Here is a 22,829-nt window from a genome sequence, read left to right on the forward strand (position 1 = left end):
GAAAACATCTGACCACCCCCATGAAAACGAAAATCGGACGCGGCCTGCTCGCGCTCCTTGTTTGTGTCCAAGCGCTCGCCGCGCCCAACGCGCAGGCACAGCGTGGAGCCGATCGGCTGTTCAGCCTTCCGCTCTTCGAGCGCGTCGTCGCGTGCATCAAACATAACGAAGGGCTACACGGCCCGAAGAACCACCCTTATGTCGGCTACGGTCACCGTCTGCTGCCCGGTGAGCGGCTTTCGTGTGCGATGACAAAACGGCAGGCGGACTCTCAGCTTCGCGCAGATCTGAAGAAACGGCTCGTCACGTTTCGTCGCTTCGGGCGTGACTCCTTACTGCTTGCCGTGTTGTCATACAACGTCGGTGAATACCGCCTCTTAGGCTACGGCAAACAGCCGAAGAGTCGCCTCGTTCAGAAGTTGGAATCGGGCGACAGAGACATCCGAGGTGAGTACACCTCGTTCTGCCGATACCGCGGCAAAGAGCTGAAAGCACTGCGTTTACGACGTCGCGTAGAGCTTGCATTGCTCTATGAAAAGTGACGGGGAGGGTTCCGATGGAGCCTCTCCCAGTCATTGCTATGGGAGAACGTGTCAAAACAGCAGTCGGCAAACGACCCAAGCCAATGCAGCAGCAATGCAGATCCATCGAATAAGGTAGAATAGTACCCGAAGAACCATTCGGAGTGTTGTATGCACGAGATAGAAGACGGCAAGGAGCAGCAAGATAGCAGTCAATTCTTCCGAAGTGCCTATGGCTTTCAACGCCGCAATACAGATGACGATCCAAACGATTTTTTGCGGTAATGCGAGGAGGCGTCGTTTCGTTTCAAATCTGTTTTGGGGATGATAAGATCTTTCCGTTTTCATCGTGCTGACATTTTTTTTGCGTTCAAAGCTCGGAGTATGCCGGTTTCGTTTCGAGGGCAACAAAGGGCAGACGATGAAGGGAAAAGGCAAGGCTCTACGCCGATAAAATACACTGTGAAGCAGGAAGATTTTATCGGTGGCGAAGGCTTTGGGGCGTTCGGCCTTGACGTCACCCTTATCGTCTGCTGACCTTCGCCCGAAGAAAGGGGAGCCGACATCAGCTCCGAGCCGCAAACAAAAAGTGGAAGCAGGGAAACCCGTAGAGGAAAGATCCTCGGAATTGGATATTTTAGGTGTCGGGGTATAAAAACGGCCGCAGCGGAGTGCCACGGCCGAATGAAAAACGGGATGCAGAAGGGGCGGAGGCTACGGGAGCACCTTCACGCCGTCCGCCTCAAGTAGTTCGACGATGACACCGGTCAGCTCGGTGTAGAGCTGGTCGTACTCCGAACTGCCGTCGAAATCGTCGCCCGGCTCGTACTTCGCGATGGTCTCGCGGATAGTGTCACTCTGCAACAGCCGCAGCGCAAAATCCGCGGCACGTTCAGGCGGAACCACGTTGGCGAACTCGTTCTCAATAATCTGTTCGAGCATGTAATACGGCGAAAAATGCAGTCCTGCGAAAAGGACTTCCGTAGCGATATACCCGGCTTCGAGAACAGGATAGCCTTGCCGAAAGGCGTCTTCATAGGCCTGCACCGCGGCGTCCGATCGGTCGCGGATAAACGCCTCGTCGGCCAGCCGTTCGGGGTGATAATCTTTCAAATAGGACGCTAATCGCAGTCGGTAATAGGAGAACTCCTTCTTGTTTGTTGTTTTCATATCGTGTTTCTGTTTTTGATGTGACTTAGCTATTGTATCAGATCCCCATCGCGGAGTTGAACTTACCGAGCTTCTCGGACAGTTGCTCCATGTCGTGTTCGATCTTCTTGTTCGTGATGCGGGCGTAGATCTGCGTCGTGCGGATGTTCGTATGCCCCAACATCTTGGAAACGGATTCGATGGGGACGCCCTTGCTTAGCGACATGGTGGCAAAGGTGTGGCGGGCAAGATGGAAGGTCAGCTTCTTCTTGATCCCGCAGAGGTCCGCGATCTCCTTGAGATAGGAGTTGGTTTTCTGATTCGTCAGGACGGGAAAGAGCTTACCGTCCCGATACGTCTTGTGGCTGTACTTCGTAATAATTGCTCTCGGGATGTCGAGAAGCAGCACATTGGTCTCCACGCTTGTTTTCTGTCGCTTGGTCATGATCCATTGTTTGTCGTCCATCGTCACAATGTGGTCGGGCGTGAGGTTAGACACATCGATGTAGGCCAGTCCGGTGAAGCATGAAAAGATGAAGATGTCCCGCACCAACTCCAGTCGCTGGATACCCAAATCCTTGTTGGCTACTCGGAGGATCTCTTCGTCCGTCAGGAAGCCTCTATCTACTGGCTCCATGTGGAAATGGTGATTGACAAAGGGGTCATGAAGCAAAAAGCCTCGCTTCTGAGCATAGATGGTTATGGTCTTGAGCGTTTTCACCTTCTTGACCGAAGTGTTGTAGGCGCATCCCGTGACCGTACTCATATAGAGATGGAAGTCTTGAACGACAGCGGGGGTAAACTCATTCAGCCCAATGTCTTTCCGAGAATACTTGTACATGAGAAACTCAGCAAAGTGCCTCCTTAGCACGCTGTACTTCTGCAAACTGTCCGCACCGATGGTCTTACCGACACGCTGCTTGATGTCTTCCAAGAACTTATCGAAGACTGGGAGGAAAGAGGTGAACTCCCTGTTCTTACCGAAATAAACAGTCCGGATTAAATCCAATGACAGCGACTCGTCGTTCTCGTACTTGCGATAGATCCCGTGGAGTGTCGTGGAGATGGCATCCAGCGCTGCGTTCACCGACAAGGCTTCGGCTGTTCTCCCTCTGAGCCGACTTGTGGCATTGCTCCAAAGGGACTTCTTCACGAAAATCTTCGTCGTACCGAAGTTCGCCATCTCTCCGCCCAGAAAGACTCGAAGCATGACGGGCGACTTTCCCTCTTTGTTCTCGTAGTTCGAGCGTAGGTAGAAGGAGACCTTGAAGTTCATTCTCATATTGCATCGTTTTGTTATACAGCTTTTCGGCCGCAAAGTTCAACTTAGTGCAATGAAACAGAGAGAATTAATGCCGTCAATATGGTATTCACAATCCCGTCACTGCTACATTTTTTGCTGCTGCCGTTTTTGTGTAGCAGGAAGTGTAGCAGAATATGACCGAGAGGTGACTGCCAAAACATGGGGTTATGCCGTCAGGCAATCAGGTATATACAAAAGAAAAATCGCTGTAAAACCTTGATTTTACAACGATTATCTATGAGTTTGAAGGCTTAATTGACTTGCTTTCTGAAGCCCTATTGAAGCCTTCCAGCGGAGAAAGAGGGATTCGAACCCCCGGAACCTCTCGGTTCAACGGTTTTCAAGACCGCCGCAATCGACCACTCTGCCATCTCTCCTTGGTTTAGTTGCTGTCGTAGGGGACGCTTCCCCTCCTTGCTAATGCGCCGCAAAGATAAGGCGAGACATTTTTTACGCAAGTCTGGCTCTCGAATGTCAGACGACGATGTGCCGGAAGACTTGCCGCGGTAGGCCGGGGCGAAAGAAGACAATGCCCCACGTGTAGGCGTCAACGCAGACCGTGGCCGAGGGGTGGGCGCAGAAGAGGGCTTGCCAAGTGCGACGAGCGAGCGGCGTGGCGTGGATGCCGCGGATGAGTAACAGGGTCTCGTCCGATAGGTAGTCGGTGCAGAGGTGGAAGAGCGATGCGAGGCGATCTGGGGGGACGTCGAGGACGATGCAGTCTGGGTGGCCGTATTCGGTGAGCGCATTGGGAAGTTCCGTCTCGTAGGTGCCGCAACGCACTTCAATGGGCGACGTGGTGCGATTGTGGAAGAGCGTGCGGACGGTGTCGGCAGTAGTCGGACATTCCTCCAAAGCGATGGCGTGCAGGCCGCTTGAGACGTAGGCGGTCAGGCTGAGCGGTGTCAATCCGCCACCGGTGCCGACGATGACGAGATGCCGCGGGTGGAAACGGTTGGCTAAGCGGAAGAGCCACCGAGCGTCGCGTAACGGCAGTCGGTCGTGTGGGTCGGCAAGAGCGTGCGCAGCGTGCAGGCGAGTGTAGGCGTAATAACCGCGTGACTCTTCGAGCACGTTCGTGATCAGGTCGAAGACGAAGGGCGAATGAACGCCGTAGCCCTTGCGGCAGAACAGGCGACGGTAGAGGGGGACGATAAGGCGTCTCATGGCTCTTTACCGAAGAACTCGCCGACGGTGTAGTTCAAGAAACGGTTGAGGGGCTGCAGCAGGCGGAAGTCTTCCGTGGCGCGGTCGAGCCAGTCCGGGGCGGTGAAGTATGATTCGGGCTTGACGCTCATCACGACGTAACTCTTGAAGCGCAATAGTTCGCCGCGAGGCGTGTCGGCTGGGAAGCCTTGGGGCATGCGGGTGAGCTGTTCGCCGGTGAAGGTGCCGAACGTGTGGCGGAAGGCGGGCGCGTCGATGATGGCGGTCAGCTCGTCCATGTTGTCGCAGATGTCGCGGCGGAGCTGCTTGAGCATGGGCGAGGTGGGACACCAGACGCCGCCAGCTAATTGGGGCGCGTCGGGCTCGAGATGGATGTAATAGCCGCCATACGCGCTCGATCGGCCGCCGAAGCCGGTCATGTAGGCGCTGAAATAGGTCTTGTAGGGCGTCTTGTCGGGTGAGAAGCGGAGGTCGCGATAGATGCGATAGACGCAGCTGCGGGCATCGAGTCCGACGATCTCGGGGTCGAAGGTGGCGATGTGGTTGATCAGCTGGCCGACGTCGTTGATGAAGTCGGCGCGCAGGGCGTCATAACGCTTCTTGTTGTCCTGAAACCATTCGCGGTTATTGTTGGCGCGTAGCTCGCGCAGGAAGTCAAATACTTCGGGAGTCATTGTGATGGGTAGTTATACGTGAGAGGTAGAAATTGCTTTAGAGTTATCGCTGATGCCACGGCCAATGCTTTGAGAGCGGCGCAATCTGCGCAGACGTCGCGGCAAATGCTTTGGGAGTTGCGCAACCTGCGCCGACGTCACGGCCTTGCGCTTTTCGTTCAACAAAAAAGCTCATCGTACGCCTTGCAGACGCGACATGAGGGCTTGCAATTGTTGCTCGGTGCAGACGCCGACCTTACCGTCGGGCGCGAGGGTAGGCAGTTGCTTCGTCTGGCGGAAAAACATATCGGAGACGAACTTGTTCAGTTGCGTGTTCAGGAAACTCATCAGCTTGGCGTCGCGTTTGGGGCGGGCCAGGTATTCGGTAGCAAAAAGCACGGTGATGAAGCGGCTCCGACGGGCATAGGCTTCGTCTTTCTCGGCGCGCTCCGTGTCGTTGTAATGCTCCCAGATGCGGCCCAGCAGATCGAAGCGGTTGCGCTCCGTCCAGAGTTGATAATAGAGCGCATCGGAGCGTTCCTTTTGGCCGTCGCGCTCGAACGTCTCGGCGCGGAAGCGAGTGAGCATGTCGGTCAGTGCAGGGGCGGGCTGCATGAGCGCCTCGGCACGGTCGAAGAGGGCGAAGGCGCGGCGGCGATCGTAGGTGCGACCCAGGGCGGATCCGAGCAGCAGGCAGACGTCGACGGCGGTCGTGTCCCCATCGTAAGCCGACTCTAAGAGCGGGATGGCATCCATGAAGTGGCCCGTGTAATAGCGCGCGCAACCGCCGTATTTGAGCGTCAGTTGCGACGAATCGCCCTCGGAGAGGAGGGCCGCGTAAACCGAATCTGCCGCCAGATACGCGCCCATGCTGAAGAGCGCCATGCCCCGGTTACGTCGGAGCGCGCGATGGCGTGGGTGATAGGTGAGGGCCTTGTCGCAGACCTCGAGGGCGATGTCCGCCAGCTGCATCGACAGCATATAGTTGGCCAGCGCCGCTGCGGCCAGCGCATTTTCCGGCTCGACTTGGAACGCCTCCATGTAGGTCACCATCGCCACGCCATTCTGCCCCAACTGTCGGGCACAGTCGGCCACGTTGCGCATCAGCACCGGGTTCTGCGGGTCGCTGGCCAGCAGCTTCTCGTAATACGCCATCGCACGCTCGGTGTCGCCCTGCCGGTCATAGAATCGGGCCAGCTGATGGTTGGCGTAGAAGTCCGCCGTGTCACGCGCACGCAGTTGCAACAGGTAGCGCTCTGCCTCGTCCGTCTGCCCGATGGCGCCGGCGGTGCGTGCGAGCGCCACAAGCAGCTCCGTGCGTGCGGAGTCGGTGGCCGGGCAACGCCTATAATAATGGTAGGCGTCGCGGTACTTGAGCAGGCCCTCTGCGGCCTGTCCTGCGGCATAAAGGGCGGCAAAGTCCGTCGTGTCCGGATGCGACTTTGCCAAGGCCAACACCTCAGCAAAATGCTTCTGGTCGACCATACGTTGCCAGTCATCGCGCTGCGCCTGAAGGGTCTGCCCGGCAAGCAGTGCGGCAAGGGTGAGGAGGGTGTAGAATGCTTTCATGTGTGTGCATGATGGATGATGTGCGGCCAAAGGTAGGGGAGGGGAGAGAATTGCCCCCTTCACGCCCCCGGCCTCACTTCCCTGCCTCGGCAGAGGCCGCAGCCCCCCGGTCAAACTTCGCTGGCGTCCGTAGACGCCCCGATCGCCTCCTTGAGACGGACAATAGCGCGTGTGGCGTCGCCGCCTTCCTCCTCAAGCAGACTGACAAAGCGGCTGCCGATGATGGCGCCCGAGGCGTGGCGACAAGCATCGCTAAAGGTGGCACGGTTGGAGACGCCGAAGCCGATCATACGCGGATTGCGGAGGGGTAGGGCGGCGATGCGGCGGAAGTAGTCGAGCGTGGGTGCGTCGAACGCGTCGCGGGCGCCGGTGGTGGAGGCCGACGAGACCATATAAAGGAAGCCGTCGGTGGCGGCGTCGATGGCGCGGATCCGTTCCTCGGACGTCTCTGGCGTGATGAGCATGATCATATCCAGTCCGTAGCGTTGGGCCAGGGGGCGGTAGTCCGTCATATAGTCGGCGAAGGGGAGGTCGGGGATGATGACGCCGTCGATGCCCACCTCGGCGCAGCGGGCACAGAAGGCCTCGAAGCCGAAGCGAAGGATGGGGTTGAGGTAACCCATGAGGATGAGCGGTAGGCGGACGTCGCGGCGGATGTCGGCCAGGTCGTCGAAGAGTCGGCGGAGCGTCATGCCGTGGCGAAGGGCGTCGGTGGCGGCGCGCTGGATGACGGGGCCGTCGGCCATGGGGTCACTAAAGGGGATGCCGATTTCGATCAGGTCGACGTCGTGGCGCTCCAGGGCGCGAATGGTGTCGGCCGTAGCGTCGGGGCGCGGTGTGCCGGCGCAGAAGTAAATGGAGAGCAGGTCGCGACGGCCGCTCTGGAAGAGGGTTTCTATACGATTCATATTGGGGTTTGTGGTGTGATGGGGATGGATGATGAGTGAAATAATGGAGGGGCGGCGTCATGGCCGGGCATATTGCGGGGGCGTTGCCCCCGAACCCCTACCTCCTTTTCTTGTCTTGACACAAGAAAAGGAGGCAAAAGAAAGTCAAGGCCTCACCGAGGCCGGGGAAGTTTAGCCGGGTATATGATCAGCCTTGAAAAAGTACCAGGAAAGACTTCCTTGCCCCGGTAGGGGCCTTCCCTTGATGGAAGAAAAGGAGGCAAAAGAAGATCAAGGCCTCACCGAGGCCGGGGAAGTTTGGCCGGGTACGCCGTCTAAGCGTTGCAGGAACGTGCGTAGCGCCTCGACGTCTTTCTCGGCGGGGCAGCATTCGAAGCGACTGTTGAGGTCATAGCCGGCCAAGCGGGGATGGGTGAAGCGGCTGAGGGCGTCGCGGGCATCGGGCCCTAGTCCGCCACCGAGCAGGAAGGGCGTCTGGCCCACGTAGTCCTGCAACACGTGCCAGTCGAACGTGCGTCCCGAGCCGCCATGCGAGGTCGTGGGGGTGTCGAAGAGGAAGAGGCGACAGCCGGACGTGGCATAGCGCGCCGTGTCGTTACGCACCGCCTCGGGTGTAGCGGGGAAAGCCTTGATGACGCCCAGCCCCACGTCGGCCAGACGGCGACACATGTCGGGCGACTCGTGGCCGTGCAGCTGCACGAGATGCAGGCCATAGCGACGGGCCGTGGCCACGATCTGCTCCGCGGGGACGTCGACAAAGACGCCCACGCGACGCACGCCATCGGGCAGCGGCACGTCTGGCACATCTGTCACGCAGCGCGGCGATGCAGGGTGGAAGATGAAGCCCACCAGATCGACGCCGGGCAGCGCCGCCACTGCGCGCACATTGTCCGCCGCGCGCAGTCCGCAGACCTTGATCAGTCGGCCGCCGATCATGCTGTGGCCTCCGTGCCTTGCGCCTCCACGTCGCGGAGGAAGGAGGCGAGCGCTTCGCCCGGGCGGCTGGCGCGCATGAACGTCTCGCCGATGAGGAAGCCACGATAGCCCGCTCGGCGCAACCGGTGGATGGTGGCCGGATCCGAAAGGCCGCTCTCCGAGATGCGCACGACGTCGTCGCCCGCGGGCAGCAGTCCGGCCATGCGCAGCGAGTGTTCGGGGTCGGTGGAGAAGCTGCCGAGGTGGCGGTTGTTGATGCCGATCATATCCACCTCGGGGCAGATGTGCCGCAGCTCGTCGGCCGTATGCAGCTCCAGGAGCACCTCCAGCCCGAGCCGATGCGCCACGTCGGCCAGCTCGCGACATTGGTCGGGCGAGAGCACGGCGGCAATGAGCAGCACGGCGTCGGCGCCGATGATACGCGCCTCATAGAGCTGATAGGCGTCGATGATGAAGTCTTTGCGGAGGATGGGCAGATCCGTTAGCGGACGGACGGCGCGGAGGTCGCGGACGGTGCCGCCGAAGAACTTCTCGTCCGTGAGCACGGAGAGGGCGGCGGCGCCAGCGCGGGCATAGTCGGGCACGACGTGCGCCGGGTCGGCCTCGCGGGCGATCCAGCCTTTCGACGGCGATCGGCGTTTGAACTCGGCAATGATGCCCGTGGGCGATTCGGCCAGGGCGCGCCGCATGGAGTGCGTCGGCCGTGGCATGCCGTCGAGGAGGGCTTCTTCGAACTGTTCTTGGGGGATGATGCGCTTGCGGATGTCGATCTCGAAGCGCTTGTTGGCTATGATTTGGGAGAGGATGTCTTGCATTTGAATGGTCAATGGTTAGAGGGGATGTGTATATGATGTGTCTCCAGCCGGTAGGGTAGGGGCGTATCGCATACGCCCTCCTGACGGGCCCGAAGGGGCCGAATACATGTATCCGGCATTCGCCCCCTTCGGGTGCGTTTGTTGGGCGTATGCGATACGCCCCTACCCTACCGGCTGAAAAGAGATCTGTTTCTTGTTTATTGATTGAGTTCGATGAATCGCTTGAGGGTTTGGAGGGCGCGGCCACTGTCGATGGTCTCCGTGGCTTCGGCGATGCAGTCGGGGAGGGTGGCGTCGGGACGCATGAGGCGGATGGCGAAGGCGGCATTGGCGACGACGGCTTGCTTCTGCGCGGCTGTCGAACGGTTCTCGAGCACGCGACGGAAGATGTCGGCGGCTTCGTCGGGTGTCGCGCCGCCATAGAGCGCCTCCGGACGTAGTCGCGCGAGGCCTAACGTCTCGGGGCGATAGATCTGTTCGCCGTCGGCGCCCGACACCTTGAAGTCGGACGTGAGCGAGATCTCGTCGTAGCCATCCAAGCTATGCACCACGGCAAAGCGTGTCGTGCCGGCAGCCTGATAGGTGTAGGTGTAGAGCCGTTGCAGAGCCAAGTTGTAGACGCCTAACAGCTGTGCGGCCGGTAGGGCGGGATTGACCAGGGGGCCGAGGATGTTGAAGAAGGTGCGTACGCCGAGGGCTTTGCGCACGGGGGCGACGGCCTTCATGGCGGGGTTGAAGAGCGGGGCGTGGAGGTAGGCCAGACGGCAACCGTCCATGCTGCGGCGCAGTGCCCCCTCGTCGGCCGTGAAGCGCACTCCCATACGCTCGATGACGTTGCTGGCACCGCTGACCGACGTGGCGCCATAGTTGCCATGCTTGGCCACGGGCAGTCCGGCGGCAGCTACGACGAACGAGGCGGCGGTGGAGATGTTGAACGTGTTGCGACCGTCGCCGCCGGTGCCCACGATGTCGATGGGCGCGTAGTCCGAGAGGTCGACGGGGTGGCGCATCTCCAAGAGGGCGTCGCGGAAGCCGCAAAGCTCGTCCACGGAGATGGCGCGCATGAGGAAAACGGTGATGAGGGACGCTGTCTGGGCGTCGTTGTAGCGCCCCTGCGCGATGTCTTGCAGGATGGCGCGCGCCTCGTCGCGGCTGAGGCAGCGGTGCTCGGTGAGCTTGTTGAGGATATCTTTCATAAGGGTGAGTAGTTGGGGGATTGGGACCTTCTTTTCTTGCCTTGATGTGGGGAAAAGAAGCAAAAGAAAATCAAGGCGTCAGGGACGCCGGCCAAGTTTGGCCGGGTACGTGTATCGCGGTAGGGGCGTATTGCATACGCCCTCCTGACGGGCCGTGTGGATCATTGGGCTAAAAAGTTGCGGATGATCTTTTCTCCGACGGGCGTCAGGATGGACTCGGGGTGGAACTGTATGCCGTGCACGGGGTAGGTGCGATGGCGTAGGGCCATGATGTAGCCGTCGGGGCTTTCGGCTGTCACCTGGAGCGTGTCGTCGGGGAAGCCTTCGCGGCTGACGACCCACGAGTGGTAGCGCCCGGCGGTGAACTCGCCCGTGAGGCCGGCAAAGAGGGGCTCGTCGGTGGCGGTGAGTCGGATGGGCGTCTGGACGCCGTGAAAGACGTCGGAGAGGTTCTCGAGGCGTGCCCCGAACACTTGGCCGATGGCTTGATGGCCGAGGCAGACGCCCAGGATGGGCTTCGACGGGGCATAACGCCGGATGAGCGGCAGGAGTAGGCCGGCCTCTTCGGGGATGCCGGGGCCGGGCGAGAGGATGATCTTGTCGAACGCCGCGGCGGCGTCGAGGTCGATGCGGTCGTTGCGGACCACGGTGACGTCCTGCGCCCCAGCGTCGTGCAAGGCGTGCACCAGGTTGTAGGTGAAGGAGTCGTAGTTGTCTAAAAGGAGGATCTTCATAAAAGGGGGATGGGGAAAACTAAAAACGAAAAACTAAATATGGGGGCCCGTGGACACGATGTTTCGCGACAACGGCCCCAATCACCCTCGGTTGAACGAATTGTCGTACGACAATGGCCCCAATGGAGGGCTGGTGAGGGTGTTTCCTTGAGGATTTTTCACCGACGACCAGTCAATGGCAAAAATTCTCGAGGAAATTCTTTCAACCGAGGGCCGTTGGTCGAATTTCCTTGAGTATTTTTCACCGACGACTAGTCAACGGCAAAAATTCCTCGAGGAAATTCCTTCAACCGAGGGCCGTTGGCCGAATTTCCTTGAGTAATTTTCACCGACGACCAGTCAACGGTAAAAATTACTCAAAGAAATTCCTTCAACCGAAGGTCGTTGGCCGAATTTCTTCGAAGAAACACCTTCACCAACCCTCGGGTGGATGAATTTCCGTGTGGAAAGAGCTATCCGAGTGTGGCGGATTGCTCCTCCGCCTCCTCGATGGCGCGCCGGAGGGCGGCCAACTTGTTGTTCACCTCTTGCAGTTCGCCCTCGTCGCTACTGTCGGACACGACGCCGCATCCGGCCTGATACCAAAGCTCGTTGTTGCGGCTGACAAAGGTGCGGATGGTGATGGCCTGCGTCATGTCGCCATCCAGGCCGATGAAGCCGATCGTGCCTCCATAGGCGCCGCGGTTGTGCGGCTCGATCTGGCTGATGAGCTGCATGGCGCGCACCTTGGGCGCCCCGCTGAGTGTGCCCGCGGGGAAGGTGTCGGCGAAGGCCCGGAGCGGGTCTACCCCGGCGTTGAGGGTGCCCTCCACGCGACTGGCCAGGTGGATGACGTGGCTGTAATACTGCGGCTCTTTGTAGAAGACTACGCGCACGTCGTGACAGTTGCGAGAGAGGTCGTTACGGGCCAAATCGACCAGCATGACATGCTCCGCGTTCTCCTTCGGGTCGTTCAGGAGCGCCTCCGTCAGGTGGCGGTCGGTCGGGGCGTCACCCGTGCGTCGGGTGGTGCCGGCGATGGGATCGATGAAGGCGCGTTGGCCCTCGATCTTGCAGTGCGTCTCGGGCGATGAGCCGAAGATGCGGTAGCCGCCGAAGTCGAAATAGAAGAGGTAGGGCGAGGGGTTGATGCGGCGCAGGGCACGATAGACGGGGAAGTCGTCGCCGTCAAAAGGCTGGATGAAGCGGCGCGAGAGGACGATCTGGAAGACGTCGCCCCGCATGCAGTGGGCAATGCCGCGGCGCACATTGGCGCGCAGCTCCTCGTCGGTGAGGGTGCTCACCGCCGGGCCGCGTCGGGCGAAAGCGTAGGTGGCATAGTTGCGGTTGTCGATGGCCGCCTCCAGCGCCGGCAGCCCGCTCTCCTCTCCGTCGGCCCTAAGCTCCACGAGTCGCAGCTCGCTGCGGAAGGGGTTGATGACGATGACGTAGCGGTAGAGGATGTAGTAGATGTCCGGGGCGTCGTTGCGCTCCTCGCGGCTCTCGCGGACGGGGATGCGCTCGAAGTAACGGACGGCGTTGAAGGTGGTGTAGCCATAGAGGCCGCACACCCGGCGGTCGTCGCCCGAGACATGGAAGCGGTTCATGAAGTCGCGCAAGGCATCGGTCACGGCCTCGGGGCGGTCGGGCAGCGTGTGCTCCTCGCGGGCGCCGTCGGGCAGTGTTACGGTAGCCGTGCCGCGGTTGATAGCGATGCTCGCCAGCGGACAGAGCGCAATAAACGAACGCGAGTTCTCGCCCGCGTGATAATCCGAGCTCTCCATCAGCACCGATTGCGGATAGAGGTCGCGTAACTTGAGGTAAAGGCTCACCGGCGTATGCATATCGCCCGGGATCCGTTTGCTATGAGTAGTGTAGTTATAAGTTTCCATACGATGTAGATCAATTAATAATGAGTCAAAAATTAGAAGCACCCAGCAAAGACAGCCAAAGTCAGCCTCTCCCCACCAAGGTACCCGGCAAGGATGGCCGGCGTCCCTGACGCCTTGATTTTCTTTTGCTTCTTTTCTTGCATCAAGGCAAGAAAAGAAGGTCATCAAGGAAGGCCGTTAAGGCTTCGCAGAGAGATACGTCTCCATATCCTTATCCCCCCGTCCAGAGACAGTCAGCACCACCAGCTCATCCGGTCCGAAACGCAGTCGACCGAGCGCCCCCAGCGCGTGAGCAGACTCCAGCGCCGGGATGATCCCCTCCAGCCGAGTCAGCTCGTAAGCCGCCTCCACCGCCTCCCGATCCGTCACGGCCACCACCTCCGCCCGTCCGCGAGCAAAGAGGTTAGCGTGCATCGGTCCGATGCCCGGATAGTCCAGCCCCGCGGAGATCGAATAGGGCTCCTCGATCTGTCCGTCATTGTCCTGCATGACCAGCGTCCGTGCTCCGTGGATGATGCCCGGCAGACCCAGGTGAAGCGTCGCCGCACTCCGTCCACTCTCCACGCCGCAGCCCGCCGCCTCGGCCAATACGATCCGCACCCGCTCATCGTCCACGAACGGATAGATCGTCCCCGCCGCGTTGCTCCCTCCGCCGACGCACGCCATCAGGCAGTCTGGCCTGTCACGACCCTCGTGCTCCTGTAGTTGCCAGCTGATCTCACGTCCGATCACCGATTGCAGTCGTGCCACCAAGTCCGGGTAGGGGTGCGGTCCGACCGTCGAGCCGATCACGTAGTACGTGTCCGACGGGTGACGGCACCAGTCGCGGATCGCCTCGTTCGTGGCGTCCTTGAGCGTCATGTTACCCGACTCCACCGGCGTCACCTCCCCGCCCAGCATACGGATCTTCTCCACGTTCGCCCGCTGACGCTCTGTGTCCGTCCGCCCCATGTAGATCATACATTCCATGCCCATCAGTGCGCAGACGGTGGCCACGGCCACGCCGTGCTGTCCCGCGCCCGTCTCAGCGATCACCCTCCGCCGACCCATATGTCGTGCCAGCAGCACCTGTCCCAGTGCATTGTTGATCTTGTGCGAGCCCGTGTGGTTCAGGTCTTCCCGTTTGAGGTAGAGGCGGCATCCGTAGCGTTCCGACATGCGTGCCGCGTGGTAAAGTGGCGACGGCCGACCCGCATAGTCACGCAGCAGTGTGCTGAACTCCTGCATGAACGCTTCACTCTCGATCACGCGCAGGTAACTCTCGCGCAGCTCCTCCACGCATCGGTGCAGGATCTCTGGCACGTACGCGCCGCCAAACGTTCCGTAGTATCCTTCCGGGCTGACCCGGTAATTGTTGTCTTGTCCTTCCATTCTTTTGGGGTTTATGTCATCGTTCTTTTGGGGGGATTACATCCAAGGCACGGATTACTCCCCGAAAACAGCAGAGGCCCTGCCGCAAGTCGTGTGCGACAGAGCCTCCATTCATTGTCTCTATTGTCAATCGGATCGTTTGTGACTTATGGACATGCGGGCGTGCTCCCAATCTCACGACAGTATTGGAACATCATCGGGCGCCACCACCACCCACACATCGTCATTGTATTCACTAAACGGATCATATTTCCTTTCGTTTCCGGGCCGCAAAGATAAACACGCCTGCTAAACACCCAAATTCATGCGCATTTATTCCCCGTTAAGCGGATCTTGCCGAAAATCCATCTGCGTGTGATGGGCGCGAATGACCTTCTATCGCCGCACAGACGTCTGGCAGAGCCATATAGACGTGCCACTTTCCAAACTCTCTCTACATTCGCGCCCCCAATACAAAGCGTACATCGTATATATGAATCTCCAACAGAAAAGAATGCACAATGGACAACGGGCTTTTTGAGGGATACATCGGCCTCCGTCTGGCCGACGGATCCTATTTGAATGACGTCATCCCCGTCATCCTGCTCATTGAAATATCGCTTTTTGCTGCCGTCTTCCATTCCCATGCCTTCCTGCTTCGGAAGATGGCCAAGGATCTCCTTTCCGTCAAGGTGCGCGACAACCTTTTCGATCGTCCCGTCAAGAGCGACCTCTTCTTTCGTGGATTCATGAAGTTGCAGATGCTCTCCCTCTGCGCACTCTTCTTCTATCTCTTGGCCGGTCACTACTACCCCATGCCCACCGACGATCTCCGCTCGGTGTTGCTGCCTCTCGGACTCATCTTCGCAGCCGTCTGGCTTTACTACCTCCTCAAGCGCATCATCTACTTCCTTTACGGCCATGCTTTCGACGCTGGCGAACGGTACGCCATGTGGGATAATCGTTATCAAGCTCTAACGGGCATTTGGGGATGCACGCTCTACGTGCCTATTCTCTGGCTCTTCTTCGATAGTCGTTATCCTCATTATGTCGCTGCCGCTTTCCTTGCGCTTTATGCGCTCTATCGTATCTTGTTGATATATATCACTATCCGCATATTTTACAACAGGCGCACGGGCATATTGTTTTTATGTTCTTACCTTTGCGCCCAAGAAATCATCCCCTTATTCTTGGCTTACGAGGGGTTGAGATACACACTTCAATTAACGGATATAAGTTCTTTATGGCATTGAGTATAAAAAAACTGCTGGTATCGCAACCGAAACCGGAGACCGGGAAATCACCGTATTTCGACATCGCGGAACGATATGGCGTGGATATTGACTTTCGCCCCTTCATCAAGGTTGAGGCCTTGACGGCTAAAGAGTTCAGAAAGCAACGCATCGTTATACCAGATTACAGTGCAGTCATCTTTACGGCCCGTACGGCTGTTGACCATTTTTTTCACCTGTGCAAAGAATTACGCATCGTTGTTCCCGAAGCGATGAAATACTTCTGCATGACAGAAGCCATTGCCGTCTATCTGCAGAAATACACCGTCTACCGAAAGCGCAAGATCTTCTTCGGAGCCACTGGCAAAACGGACGATCTGATTAACCTCATCGTGAAGCATCCGAAAGAAAAGTACTTACTCCCCGCCTCCGATATCCATAAAGACGACATCTCTGAGGCACTTACAGAAAAGAAGATCCCTTGCAAGACAGCCATCATGTATCGCACCGTCTGCAGCGAGTTCTCGAAAGACGAATCGTTCGACTACGATATGCTTGTCTTCTTTAGCCCATCCGGCATCTCATCGTTGATGAAGAATTTCCCACAATTTAAGCAGGACGACATCCGTATTGGATGCTTCGGCGCCACCACCGCCAAAGCGGCCCTTGAGGCAGGGCTCCGTCTTGACATCGAAGCCCCTACGCCCGAAGCGCCCTCCATGACCGCCGCACTGGAGCAATACTTAAGGAAGCAACTGGAAAACGACGGCCCGCAAAACGACGAATGACAACGGGCGAGACGAAAAATCAACTCCCCAAAAGGGAGCGACTTTATCTGAAAAGAGATCTTGAACGACTGTTCGCTAGCGGGCAGTCGTTCATTGCATATCCCCTTAGGGTCGTCTACTGCTCGGAGCCAGCCACGGACCGTGCGCCCGGAGTAGCCATCCTGGCCAGCGCTCCCAAACGACGCGTGCGCCATGCCGTCGATCGGAACCGCATTAAGCGACTCATCCGCGAGGCCTATCGCACCCGCAAGACGCCCTTGACCGAACGCTGCGCCCTTCATGGCCGATGCCTGCACATCGGCTTCATGTACGTCGGCAATGACCTGCCCACGCATGCGGCCATCGAAAAAGCGATGCACAAAGCCGTCAGCCAGATCCTACAAAAAACGACATGATCCGCCGTCTCCTCACCGGCCTCCTCCTCCTGCCCATCTACTTCTACCGCAGCTGCATCTCCCCGCTGACGCCGCCCAGCTGCCGCTACACCCCCACCTGCTCCGAATACGCCATCCAGGCGCTCCGCCGTCACGGCCCCTTACGCGGATCGTGGCTTGCCATTCGCCGCATTCTGCGCTGCCATCCTTGGGGCGGAAGCGGCTATGACCCCGTACCCTGATCCCGCTCCCCATGCGACTTTACGACGTTCACACCCATCGTCCGCCCGCTGACCTCACCACGCCCGCCGTGGTCAGCATCGACGCCAGTGAGCCCTTCGAGCCACGGCCCGGGGGACGCTATGCGGTGGGCATTCATCCTTGGCATGCCGCGGCGGATCGCCTTCCGCTGTTGCGCCTCCGGGCCGCCCATCCGCAGGTCGTGATGATCGGCGAGGCCGGCCTCGATCGGTTGGCTGAGGCGCCGATGTCGCTGCAAATCGAGCTCTTCGAGGCGCAGGTCAGGCTGGCCGATGAGCTGCGTAAACCGCTGATCATCCATTGCGTACGTGCTTGGGGAGAACTGCTCGAGGTCAGAAAACGCCTTCGCCCGGATAGCCCGTGGATCGTCCACGGCTTTCGGGGCAAGTCGCCCTTGGCCACGCAACTCCTTGACGCTGGCCTCAGCCTCTCCTTCGGCCTCCTGCACCGCCCCGACGCCTTGCGGACGACTTGGGACCGGCGCCGATTGTTCGTCGAAACGGACGATAGTCCTACTCCGATCGTCGAAGTTTACGAGCGCATTGCCGGGGAACTACACGTCTCCGTCGAATCGTTGGCGCATGATGTAGAGAAACGATTCGCGGCGCTCTTCCCTTAAAATCCACCTTGTTTCCCCATTTCAGCGGGAGTAAATCATCGTAAATCACTTGCCTTGCGACAAATTACTCCGGTAAATCATCGCAAATCACTTGTCTTACAATAAATTACTTCGGTAAGTATTCGCAAATCATTTGCCTTGCAATAAATTACTCCAGTAAGTAGTCGCAAAGCATCTGCATTGCAATAAATTACTCCGGTAAGTATTCGCAAATCATCTGCCTTGCAATAAATTACTTCAGTAAGTATTCGCAAAGCATTTGAATTGCGATAAATTACTCCGGTAAGTATTCGCAAAGCATTTGCATTGCGATGTATTACTCCGGTAAATCATCGCAAATCATTCGCCTTGCGACAAATTGCTCCGGTAAGTATTCGCAAATCATTTACCTTGCGACAAATTAATCCGGTAAATAGTCGCAAAGCATTTGCATTACGATAAATTACTTCGGTAATTAGTCGTAAATCATTTGCATTGCAACAAATTACTCCGGTAATTATTCGCAAAGCATTTGCATTGTAATAAATTACTCCAGTAAATAGTCGCAAAGCATTTGCTTTGCAATAAATTACTCTGGTAAGTAGTCGTAAATCACTTGCATTGCAAAGAATTACTCTGGTAAGTAGTCGGAAAGCATTTGCATTGCGACAAATTACTCCCGTAATTAGTCGTAAATCACTTGCATTGCGAGAAATTACTTTGGTAGATGATCTTACGATATATGCTTTGCAATGAATGGCGCAGTCGTTTGTTTCTACGCAGCCTGTTTTGAAACCTCCGCTCAACGAAGTTTTCCTGCATCATCGCGCAGGGGGATGCGCAAATGAGGACGTTGTGGAACGACAGCGTGAAACAAATGAAAGCCCATGACCGGAGGGAGCAAACGGCTTGCAGGGCGCATGACTCCGCGGTTTGGTGAAAAGAGATACTTTTGCTCTCCCTCCAAGCGGAGGGGGACGAACAGCGGAGAAATAGAATGATACAACAAACCGAATACAATCAATTTCAGAAGTTTCTGGCCAAAACGAGCGGAAGTTTTCATGTGCTTGAGCATCAGATTCCGGTGGAGCGACAGATGGAGTACTTCCATTTCTCGAACCGGATCAAGCAGGAGAGGATCCCGTGGACAGCGGGCGACCTCGAAGCATTTGAAATAGACCTCTATAACCCCGAAACGACGGAAGAATACAAGCGGCGCATCCTGGCCATCTTCGCCATCTCGGGCGACGTGACTGCCTACCGACGGTTGGAGCGTTACGCACGGTTGGCCGAGCCTGACATGCGCGATTGGGCTTACATGGCACTCATGGAAGGGCGCATCATTCTGGAGTCGGAACTCTCTGACGAAAAGCAGATTTATATCTCCACTGGCCTGGGCGGCAAGGGGCAGAAGTTGCGCTTCTACCTGCTTTTCCCTGCGGCGGAGGGCATGACGATCGAGGGCTATCGGCGAGACGTGGTGGAGCGTGAGTTCAACTTCGCGCTTCGGCAGGCCGATTGGGACATCGAACGCCTGACGATACATCCGGACTACGCTGAACTGGTGGTGCTGCTGCCTCTTCGTGCGGACCTGAAGGCGGTGCTCGACGGGGTGCTCTGGGAGTGCAACCAGTATGGCGACTTTCTGGCCAAAACGTACACGATTTCGAATATGAAGGAGATGAACGAGGAGGAGATCCGTGCCACCATCCGCAGCAGTCGAGGGAAGAACTTTTTAGACGAAGAACAATGACACGGCGCCTATCAATCATCGTCCCCTGTTATAACGAGGAGGCAGTGCTGGCCGAGTCGTATCGGCGCACGCGCGCTGTGATCGACCGTCTGCCCTGCGAGGGCGAGATTATTTACATCAATGATGGCAGTCGAGACGGTACGCGTAACATGCTGAACGAGTTAGCCGACGAAGATCCAAGGGTGAAAGTGCTCCACTTCTCGCGCAACTTTGGCCATCAACCCGCCGTATCGGCCGGCATTCACCAGTGTACCGCCGATTGGGCCGTGATTATGGATGCCGATCTGCAAGATCCTCCGGAGTTGATCCCCGACATTCTGGCCCTCAGCGAACGCGAAGGCGCAAACAGCGTCTACTGCGTCCGCCGATCGCGCGAAAAGGAAACGCTCTTCAAACGCCTCTCCGCACGCCTGTTTTATCGCACCATGAACCGCATGAGTGAGGTGCAATTCCCGCTCGATACGGGCGATTTCCGCCTCATCGATCGCAAGATCATGGACCAGTTCAAGCGCCTGCCCGAGCATGGGAAGTACATCCGCGGCCTCATCAGTTGGATCGGCTTCAAGCAGGTGCCCTTCTACTACGAACGTAAGGCACGCGTGGCGGGCGAAACGAAGTACCCCTTGAGTAAAATGCTCCGCTTCGCCTCCAACGCCTTGTTGTATTTCTCCAAAAAGCCACTGCGACTGGCCTCGAGCCTCGGATTCCTGGCCGTCATCGTGGGGCTGCTGCTGGCCCTTTGGACCCTCTTGGGCAAGATCTGCGGTTTCAGTCATGCCGAAACCGGATGGAGCTCGATCATGACCGCCATCATCTTTTTCGGAGGTGTGCAACTGCTCACGATCGGCGTACTCGGGCAATACATTGGCGTCCTCTTCGACGAGATCAAAAACCGCCCGGAATACATCATCGACGAATGCCGTAACTGCACTGATTCATAACCTCCAACCGTCGCCACGGACCGTCGTTTTGCCTCGATCTGGGTAGGAACGTCCGACTTGTAATACATACAAAAAACACTAATGTGATCCATTTCGCCCCTTATGAAGTTGCGTATTCAAAGAATCCTCTCCTTCTTTGCCCCTGCATTCGGAAAGGGTAATGTGTTATACGAACAAAACAATCGGCATTTATCCCCCCCTCTGCGATGCCATACGTTATAAATGAAGAAAAACTGAATGAAGAAGAAGATTACACGACTATGTGCGGCCGCCCTGATGCTTAGCGCAGGGATCGCGTTCCCCACTGTCATACAAGCACAGCGCGTGAACACGTTCACGGTTGAACAACAAGCCCGAATCGACTCCCTCAAACAAGAATATATTAAGAAGGGTGTTCCGGCTCATTGGGCTGAGAAACGCGCCACAATGATCGTTGAGCGGGAGAGTAAAGCGCAACTACGATCCTCTACGCGTCTTGCTACGCCACATGCAGGCTCTATTTTGGTGGATCGCGGTACAGCACCAGGCGGATACTCCGCTCAGCATGCATATACCCCCGCCCAGTTAATCACCAATGTACTGTTGAATAATCCAGCAGCTGCATCTGCCATTTCAAACGTACAATTCACTGGGACATGGACAGCCACGGCGCGTTCTTTGGCTTATTTTGAAGCAGGATCCAGCGGCTTCCCTATCGATAAAGGGTTAATCCTCGCAACGGGTGATGTGATTGGCTCTGTTCCAGCCAATAATGCTGAGGGACCAAATGATCTTACTGGAGGTTTGGATGGTGGCGATATTGCGGTTGGATCAGATCCTGATTTAACGCCGTTGACGACAGGTTCGGTGACTTGTGGATCTATTCTCTCTTTTGACTTCAAGCCATTTCAGCCGGATGTGACGTTTGACTTCATCTTTGCCTCTACAGAGTATCCTGAATATTCGGGATCTACTTTCAATGATGTCTTTGGCTTTTTTGTGAGAGAACTGCCCTCGGGCCCCAAGCAGAATATTGCTTACTTCTCGGATGGATCGACATCGGTAACGATTAATAATTCAAATTGGGGTAATCCACATTCAGCTAACGTGCCGTCCAGTTTTCCAGGTAATCATGCTCTGCCTGGTTCTCCTCATCCCGAATGGCATATTCCAGTGTTCAATAATGATGCTAAGATGGAATATGATGGGCACACGGTTATGCTTACTGCGAAGGCATTAGGGTTGTCTACATCAAAAACGTATCGTCTGGAACTCAAAATAGCGAATGTGGTCGACCAAATTCTGGGTTCTGCAGTCTTCCTCTCCAATCTTGATTTGGGTGCACCTCAAGTGGGTTTAGATGCCCCTTATATGGGTGCTTGGAATCGGGAATGGGACGAACAAGGTAAAGATCACCTCTATACAGATTGTATCCAGACACTAAAACTGGGCTTCCTCCCTGCGGCATTTGATCGTAAACTCGTTCTTTCTTATATGGGTATTGCTTCAAAAGAGAACATTAGAAAGGCGGATGGATCTCCGTTGCCCGATACATTAGATTTGAAAGCCAACGAGGAGCTGATCACCTTCCCTGTTAAGATCCTTCCTGTTCCCGCTGCGGATAACGGAAAAGAAGGTGCGATCAAGGCTTGTATCGTAAGTGGAGATTGTGATACGGTGATGAACAAGACCACCAAACACTTCTTCAAGTTCTTCAATGGCATTCAGACGAACATTGACTTTGTGGCACCATCACCGAAATATCCCGGTCGATTCAAACTGAACATTACTGGAGGTTCGAATAAGGTCTATCGAAGCATTGATAACGGCTTACATTGGGAGTTCGCTCGTGATACAGCTACGGGTGAGGAACGTCCTTTCACCCACGATCAGATGGAGTACTTCTTGGCCAGCGATCGTAATATTTGGCTGCGTGAGCCCAATGCGTGTGCACAGGTGCAGTTCTTCCACTTCACAAAGGATTCTTTAGCTGGACCTGTTCAGCCAGGAATATCACGACAGGTAATTATGCCCGAAGTGTCAGGTTTGGTTTCGAGCTATGCTCCGGGAATCCACTACGTGAATTCAGGTAGCGATCTTACCTTCCGAGTGATGCCTACGGGTGCGAATGCCGGTAAGGTTCCTGTGGTGGAGACAGGCAGAAAGTCTATCCCCGACAAACAAGGTGTACGCGTGGTCAGCAATGGCGATGGCACCTATACGGTAACGATTTATATGGTTCGTGAAGCGATCGATCTCAGAATCTCGTTTGCTGCTCCGAATAGCAATGTGGAGGCTGACGGTTCTTCGATCTACACCGAGCGTGAGACCCTCTATGTGACGAGTCCCACGGCCAACACGGCCAAAGTGTACAATGTGAGTGGTGTGCTCGTACGCACGCTGACCCTCTCAGCCGGCGAGACAGTTCGCACGGCACTTCCTGCGGGCTTCTATGTGGTGGCTCTGGGGAATGGTAATACGCATAAAGTGATTGTGAAGTAAGCGATTCCGCTTACTGAAAAGAGATAAGAGTTGAGTCTGTAAAGATTTTAGTTTCATAGCTTTTTTTGTGGGAGGCCCTGGGGCGTGATGTCTCGGGGCTTCTATTTTTTGTACACCTACCTCAGTACGAAAAGGGAGAGGCGATTGCGACGTGTGACCCCCAAAATGAAAGAGGCTCGTAAGACGATGATGCTTACGAGCCTTCTTGCTATTTGTGTACGTGGGGAGG

General features: G+C 56.7%; 22 protein-coding genes and 1 tRNA gene. 9 read left to right on the forward strand and 14 right to left on the reverse strand.

Translation table 11 applies throughout. The features are described from left to right. Positions 1-20 precede the first annotated feature (20 nt). On the forward strand, positions 21-542 hold the full coding sequence (locus C7123_RS07270; RefSeq protein WP_069176274.1) for a glycoside hydrolase family protein: 522 nt from the start codon (positions 21-23) through the stop codon (positions 540-542). 51 nt (positions 543-593) lie between these two features. Here the strand turns inward: C7123_RS07270 and C7123_RS12925 are convergent, their stop codons facing one another. The 14 genes from C7123_RS12925 to trpB all read right to left on the reverse strand — a co-directional run bounded on the left by C7123_RS12925 (position 594) and on the right by trpB (position 14,193). Continuing rightward, on the reverse strand, positions 594-1,199 hold the full coding sequence (locus C7123_RS12925; protein WP_159049865.1) for a hypothetical protein: 606 nt from the start codon (positions 1,197-1,199) through the stop codon (positions 594-596). A gap of 36 nt (positions 1,200-1,235) precedes the next feature. After that, positions 1,236-1,691 carry a DUF1896 family protein gene (locus C7123_RS07280; protein ID WP_069176276.1) on the reverse strand — a complete coding sequence of 152 codons (456 nt, stop codon included), beginning with the start codon at positions 1,689-1,691 and terminating at the stop codon, positions 1,236-1,238. A gap of 37 nt (positions 1,692-1,728) precedes the next feature. Continuing rightward, positions 1,729-2,952 carry a site-specific integrase gene (locus C7123_RS07285; protein ID WP_069176277.1) on the reverse strand — a complete coding sequence of 408 codons (1,224 nt, stop codon included), beginning with the start codon at positions 2,950-2,952 and terminating at the stop codon, positions 1,729-1,731. A gap of 313 nt (positions 2,953-3,265) precedes the next feature. Continuing rightward, a tRNA-Ser gene (locus C7123_RS07290) sits at positions 3,266-3,350 on the reverse strand. 97 nt (positions 3,351-3,447) lie between these two features. After that, positions 3,448-4,140 (reverse strand): hypothetical protein, encoded by a 693-nt coding sequence (locus C7123_RS07295; protein WP_069176278.1) that lies wholly within the window; start codon positions 4,138-4,140, stop codon positions 3,448-3,450. Further along, positions 4,137-4,814: a DUF2461 domain-containing protein gene (locus C7123_RS07300; RefSeq protein WP_069176279.1), complete on the reverse strand. Its 678-nt coding sequence runs from the start codon at positions 4,812-4,814 to the stop codon at positions 4,137-4,139. Before C7123_RS07300 ends, C7123_RS07295 begins: the two co-directional genes overlap by 4 nt. Positions 4,815-4,985: 171 nt before the next feature. After that, the gene (locus C7123_RS07305; RefSeq protein ID WP_069176280.1) at positions 4,986-6,362 is read right to left on the reverse strand and encodes a tetratricopeptide repeat protein; all 1,377 of its coding nucleotides are present in this window, start codon (positions 6,360-6,362) and stop codon (positions 4,986-4,988) included. A 110-nt stretch (positions 6,363-6,472) separates the two neighbouring features. Further along, entirely contained in the window at positions 6,473-7,270 is a 798-nt protein-coding gene (trpA, locus tag C7123_RS07310; RefSeq protein ID WP_069176281.1) for a tryptophan synthase subunit alpha, read from the reverse strand. 270 nt (positions 7,271-7,540) lie between these two features. Then, positions 7,541-8,206, reverse strand: coding sequence for a phosphoribosylanthranilate isomerase (locus C7123_RS07315; protein ID WP_069176282.1), 666 nt, complete (start codon positions 8,204-8,206; stop codon positions 7,541-7,543). Next, a complete protein-coding gene (trpC, locus tag C7123_RS07320; protein WP_069176283.1) occupies positions 8,203-9,021 on the reverse strand; it encodes an indole-3-glycerol phosphate synthase TrpC in 819 nt (272 codons plus the stop codon). The genes C7123_RS07315 and trpC overlap by 4 nt, the downstream gene beginning before the upstream one ends. A gap of 197 nt (positions 9,022-9,218) precedes the next feature. Continuing rightward, positions 9,219-10,217 (reverse strand): anthranilate phosphoribosyltransferase, encoded by a 999-nt coding sequence (trpD, locus tag C7123_RS07325; RefSeq protein ID WP_069176284.1) that lies wholly within the window; start codon positions 10,215-10,217, stop codon positions 9,219-9,221. 161 nt (positions 10,218-10,378) lie between these two features. After that, a complete protein-coding gene (locus tag C7123_RS07330; RefSeq protein WP_069176285.1) occupies positions 10,379-10,951 on the reverse strand; it encodes an anthranilate synthase component II in 573 nt (190 codons plus the stop codon). A 452-nt stretch (positions 10,952-11,403) separates the two neighbouring features. Then, complete coding sequence (locus C7123_RS07335) at positions 11,404-12,822, reverse strand: anthranilate synthase component I family protein (protein ID WP_069176286.1); 1,419 nt, start codon at positions 12,820-12,822, stop codon at positions 11,404-11,406. A 177-nt stretch (positions 12,823-12,999) separates the two neighbouring features. Next, positions 13,000-14,193, reverse strand: a complete 1,194-nt coding sequence (gene trpB, locus C7123_RS07340) for a tryptophan synthase subunit beta (RefSeq protein WP_069176287.1) — start codon at positions 14,191-14,193, stop codon at positions 13,000-13,002. A 500-nt stretch (positions 14,194-14,693) separates the two neighbouring features. Between trpB and C7123_RS07345 the strand changes: the two genes are divergently transcribed. The 8 genes from C7123_RS07345 to C7123_RS07380 all read left to right on the forward strand — a co-directional run bounded on the left by C7123_RS07345 (position 14,694) and on the right by C7123_RS07380 (position 22,600). Then, positions 14,694-15,425 carry a DUF4271 domain-containing protein gene (locus C7123_RS07345; RefSeq protein WP_069176288.1) on the forward strand — a complete coding sequence of 244 codons (732 nt, stop codon included), beginning with the start codon at positions 14,694-14,696 and terminating at the stop codon, positions 15,423-15,425. After that, positions 15,422-16,192: a uroporphyrinogen-III synthase gene (locus C7123_RS07350; RefSeq protein ID WP_069176465.1), complete on the forward strand. Its 771-nt coding sequence runs from the start codon at positions 15,422-15,424 to the stop codon at positions 16,190-16,192. The genes C7123_RS07345 and C7123_RS07350 overlap by 4 nt, the downstream gene beginning before the upstream one ends. Further along, positions 16,189-16,587, forward strand: coding sequence for a ribonuclease P protein component (locus C7123_RS07355; RefSeq protein ID WP_069176289.1), 399 nt, complete (start codon positions 16,189-16,191; stop codon positions 16,585-16,587). Before C7123_RS07350 ends, C7123_RS07355 begins: the two co-directional genes overlap by 4 nt. After that, complete coding sequence (yidD, locus tag C7123_RS07360; protein WP_069176466.1) at positions 16,587-16,808, forward strand: membrane protein insertion efficiency factor YidD; 222 nt, start codon at positions 16,587-16,589, stop codon at positions 16,806-16,808. Before C7123_RS07355 ends, yidD begins: the two co-directional genes overlap by 1 nt. An 11-nt stretch (positions 16,809-16,819) precedes the next feature. Further along, a complete protein-coding gene (locus C7123_RS07365; protein ID WP_069176290.1) occupies positions 16,820-17,446 on the forward strand; it encodes a TatD family hydrolase in 627 nt (208 codons plus the stop codon). Positions 17,447-18,422: 976 nt separating this feature from the next. After that, positions 18,423-19,178 (forward strand): hypothetical protein, encoded by a 756-nt coding sequence (locus C7123_RS07370; RefSeq protein WP_069176291.1) that lies wholly within the window; start codon positions 18,423-18,425, stop codon positions 19,176-19,178. Next, on the forward strand, positions 19,175-20,119 hold the full coding sequence (locus C7123_RS07375) for a glycosyltransferase family 2 protein (protein ID WP_037980939.1): 945 nt from the start codon (positions 19,175-19,177) through the stop codon (positions 20,117-20,119). The genes C7123_RS07370 and C7123_RS07375 overlap by 4 nt, the downstream gene beginning before the upstream one ends. Positions 20,120-20,356: 237 nt before the next feature. Then, positions 20,357-22,600: a choice-of-anchor L domain-containing protein gene (locus C7123_RS07380; RefSeq protein WP_069176292.1), complete on the forward strand. Its 2,244-nt coding sequence runs from the start codon at positions 20,357-20,359 to the stop codon at positions 22,598-22,600. Positions 22,601-22,829: the final 229 nt, after the last annotated feature.

This window comes from Tannerella serpentiformis, assembly GCF_003033925.1.
In the GTDB taxonomy this organism is placed as follows: Bacteria; Bacteroidota; Bacteroidia; order Bacteroidales; family Tannerellaceae; genus Tannerella; species Tannerella serpentiformis.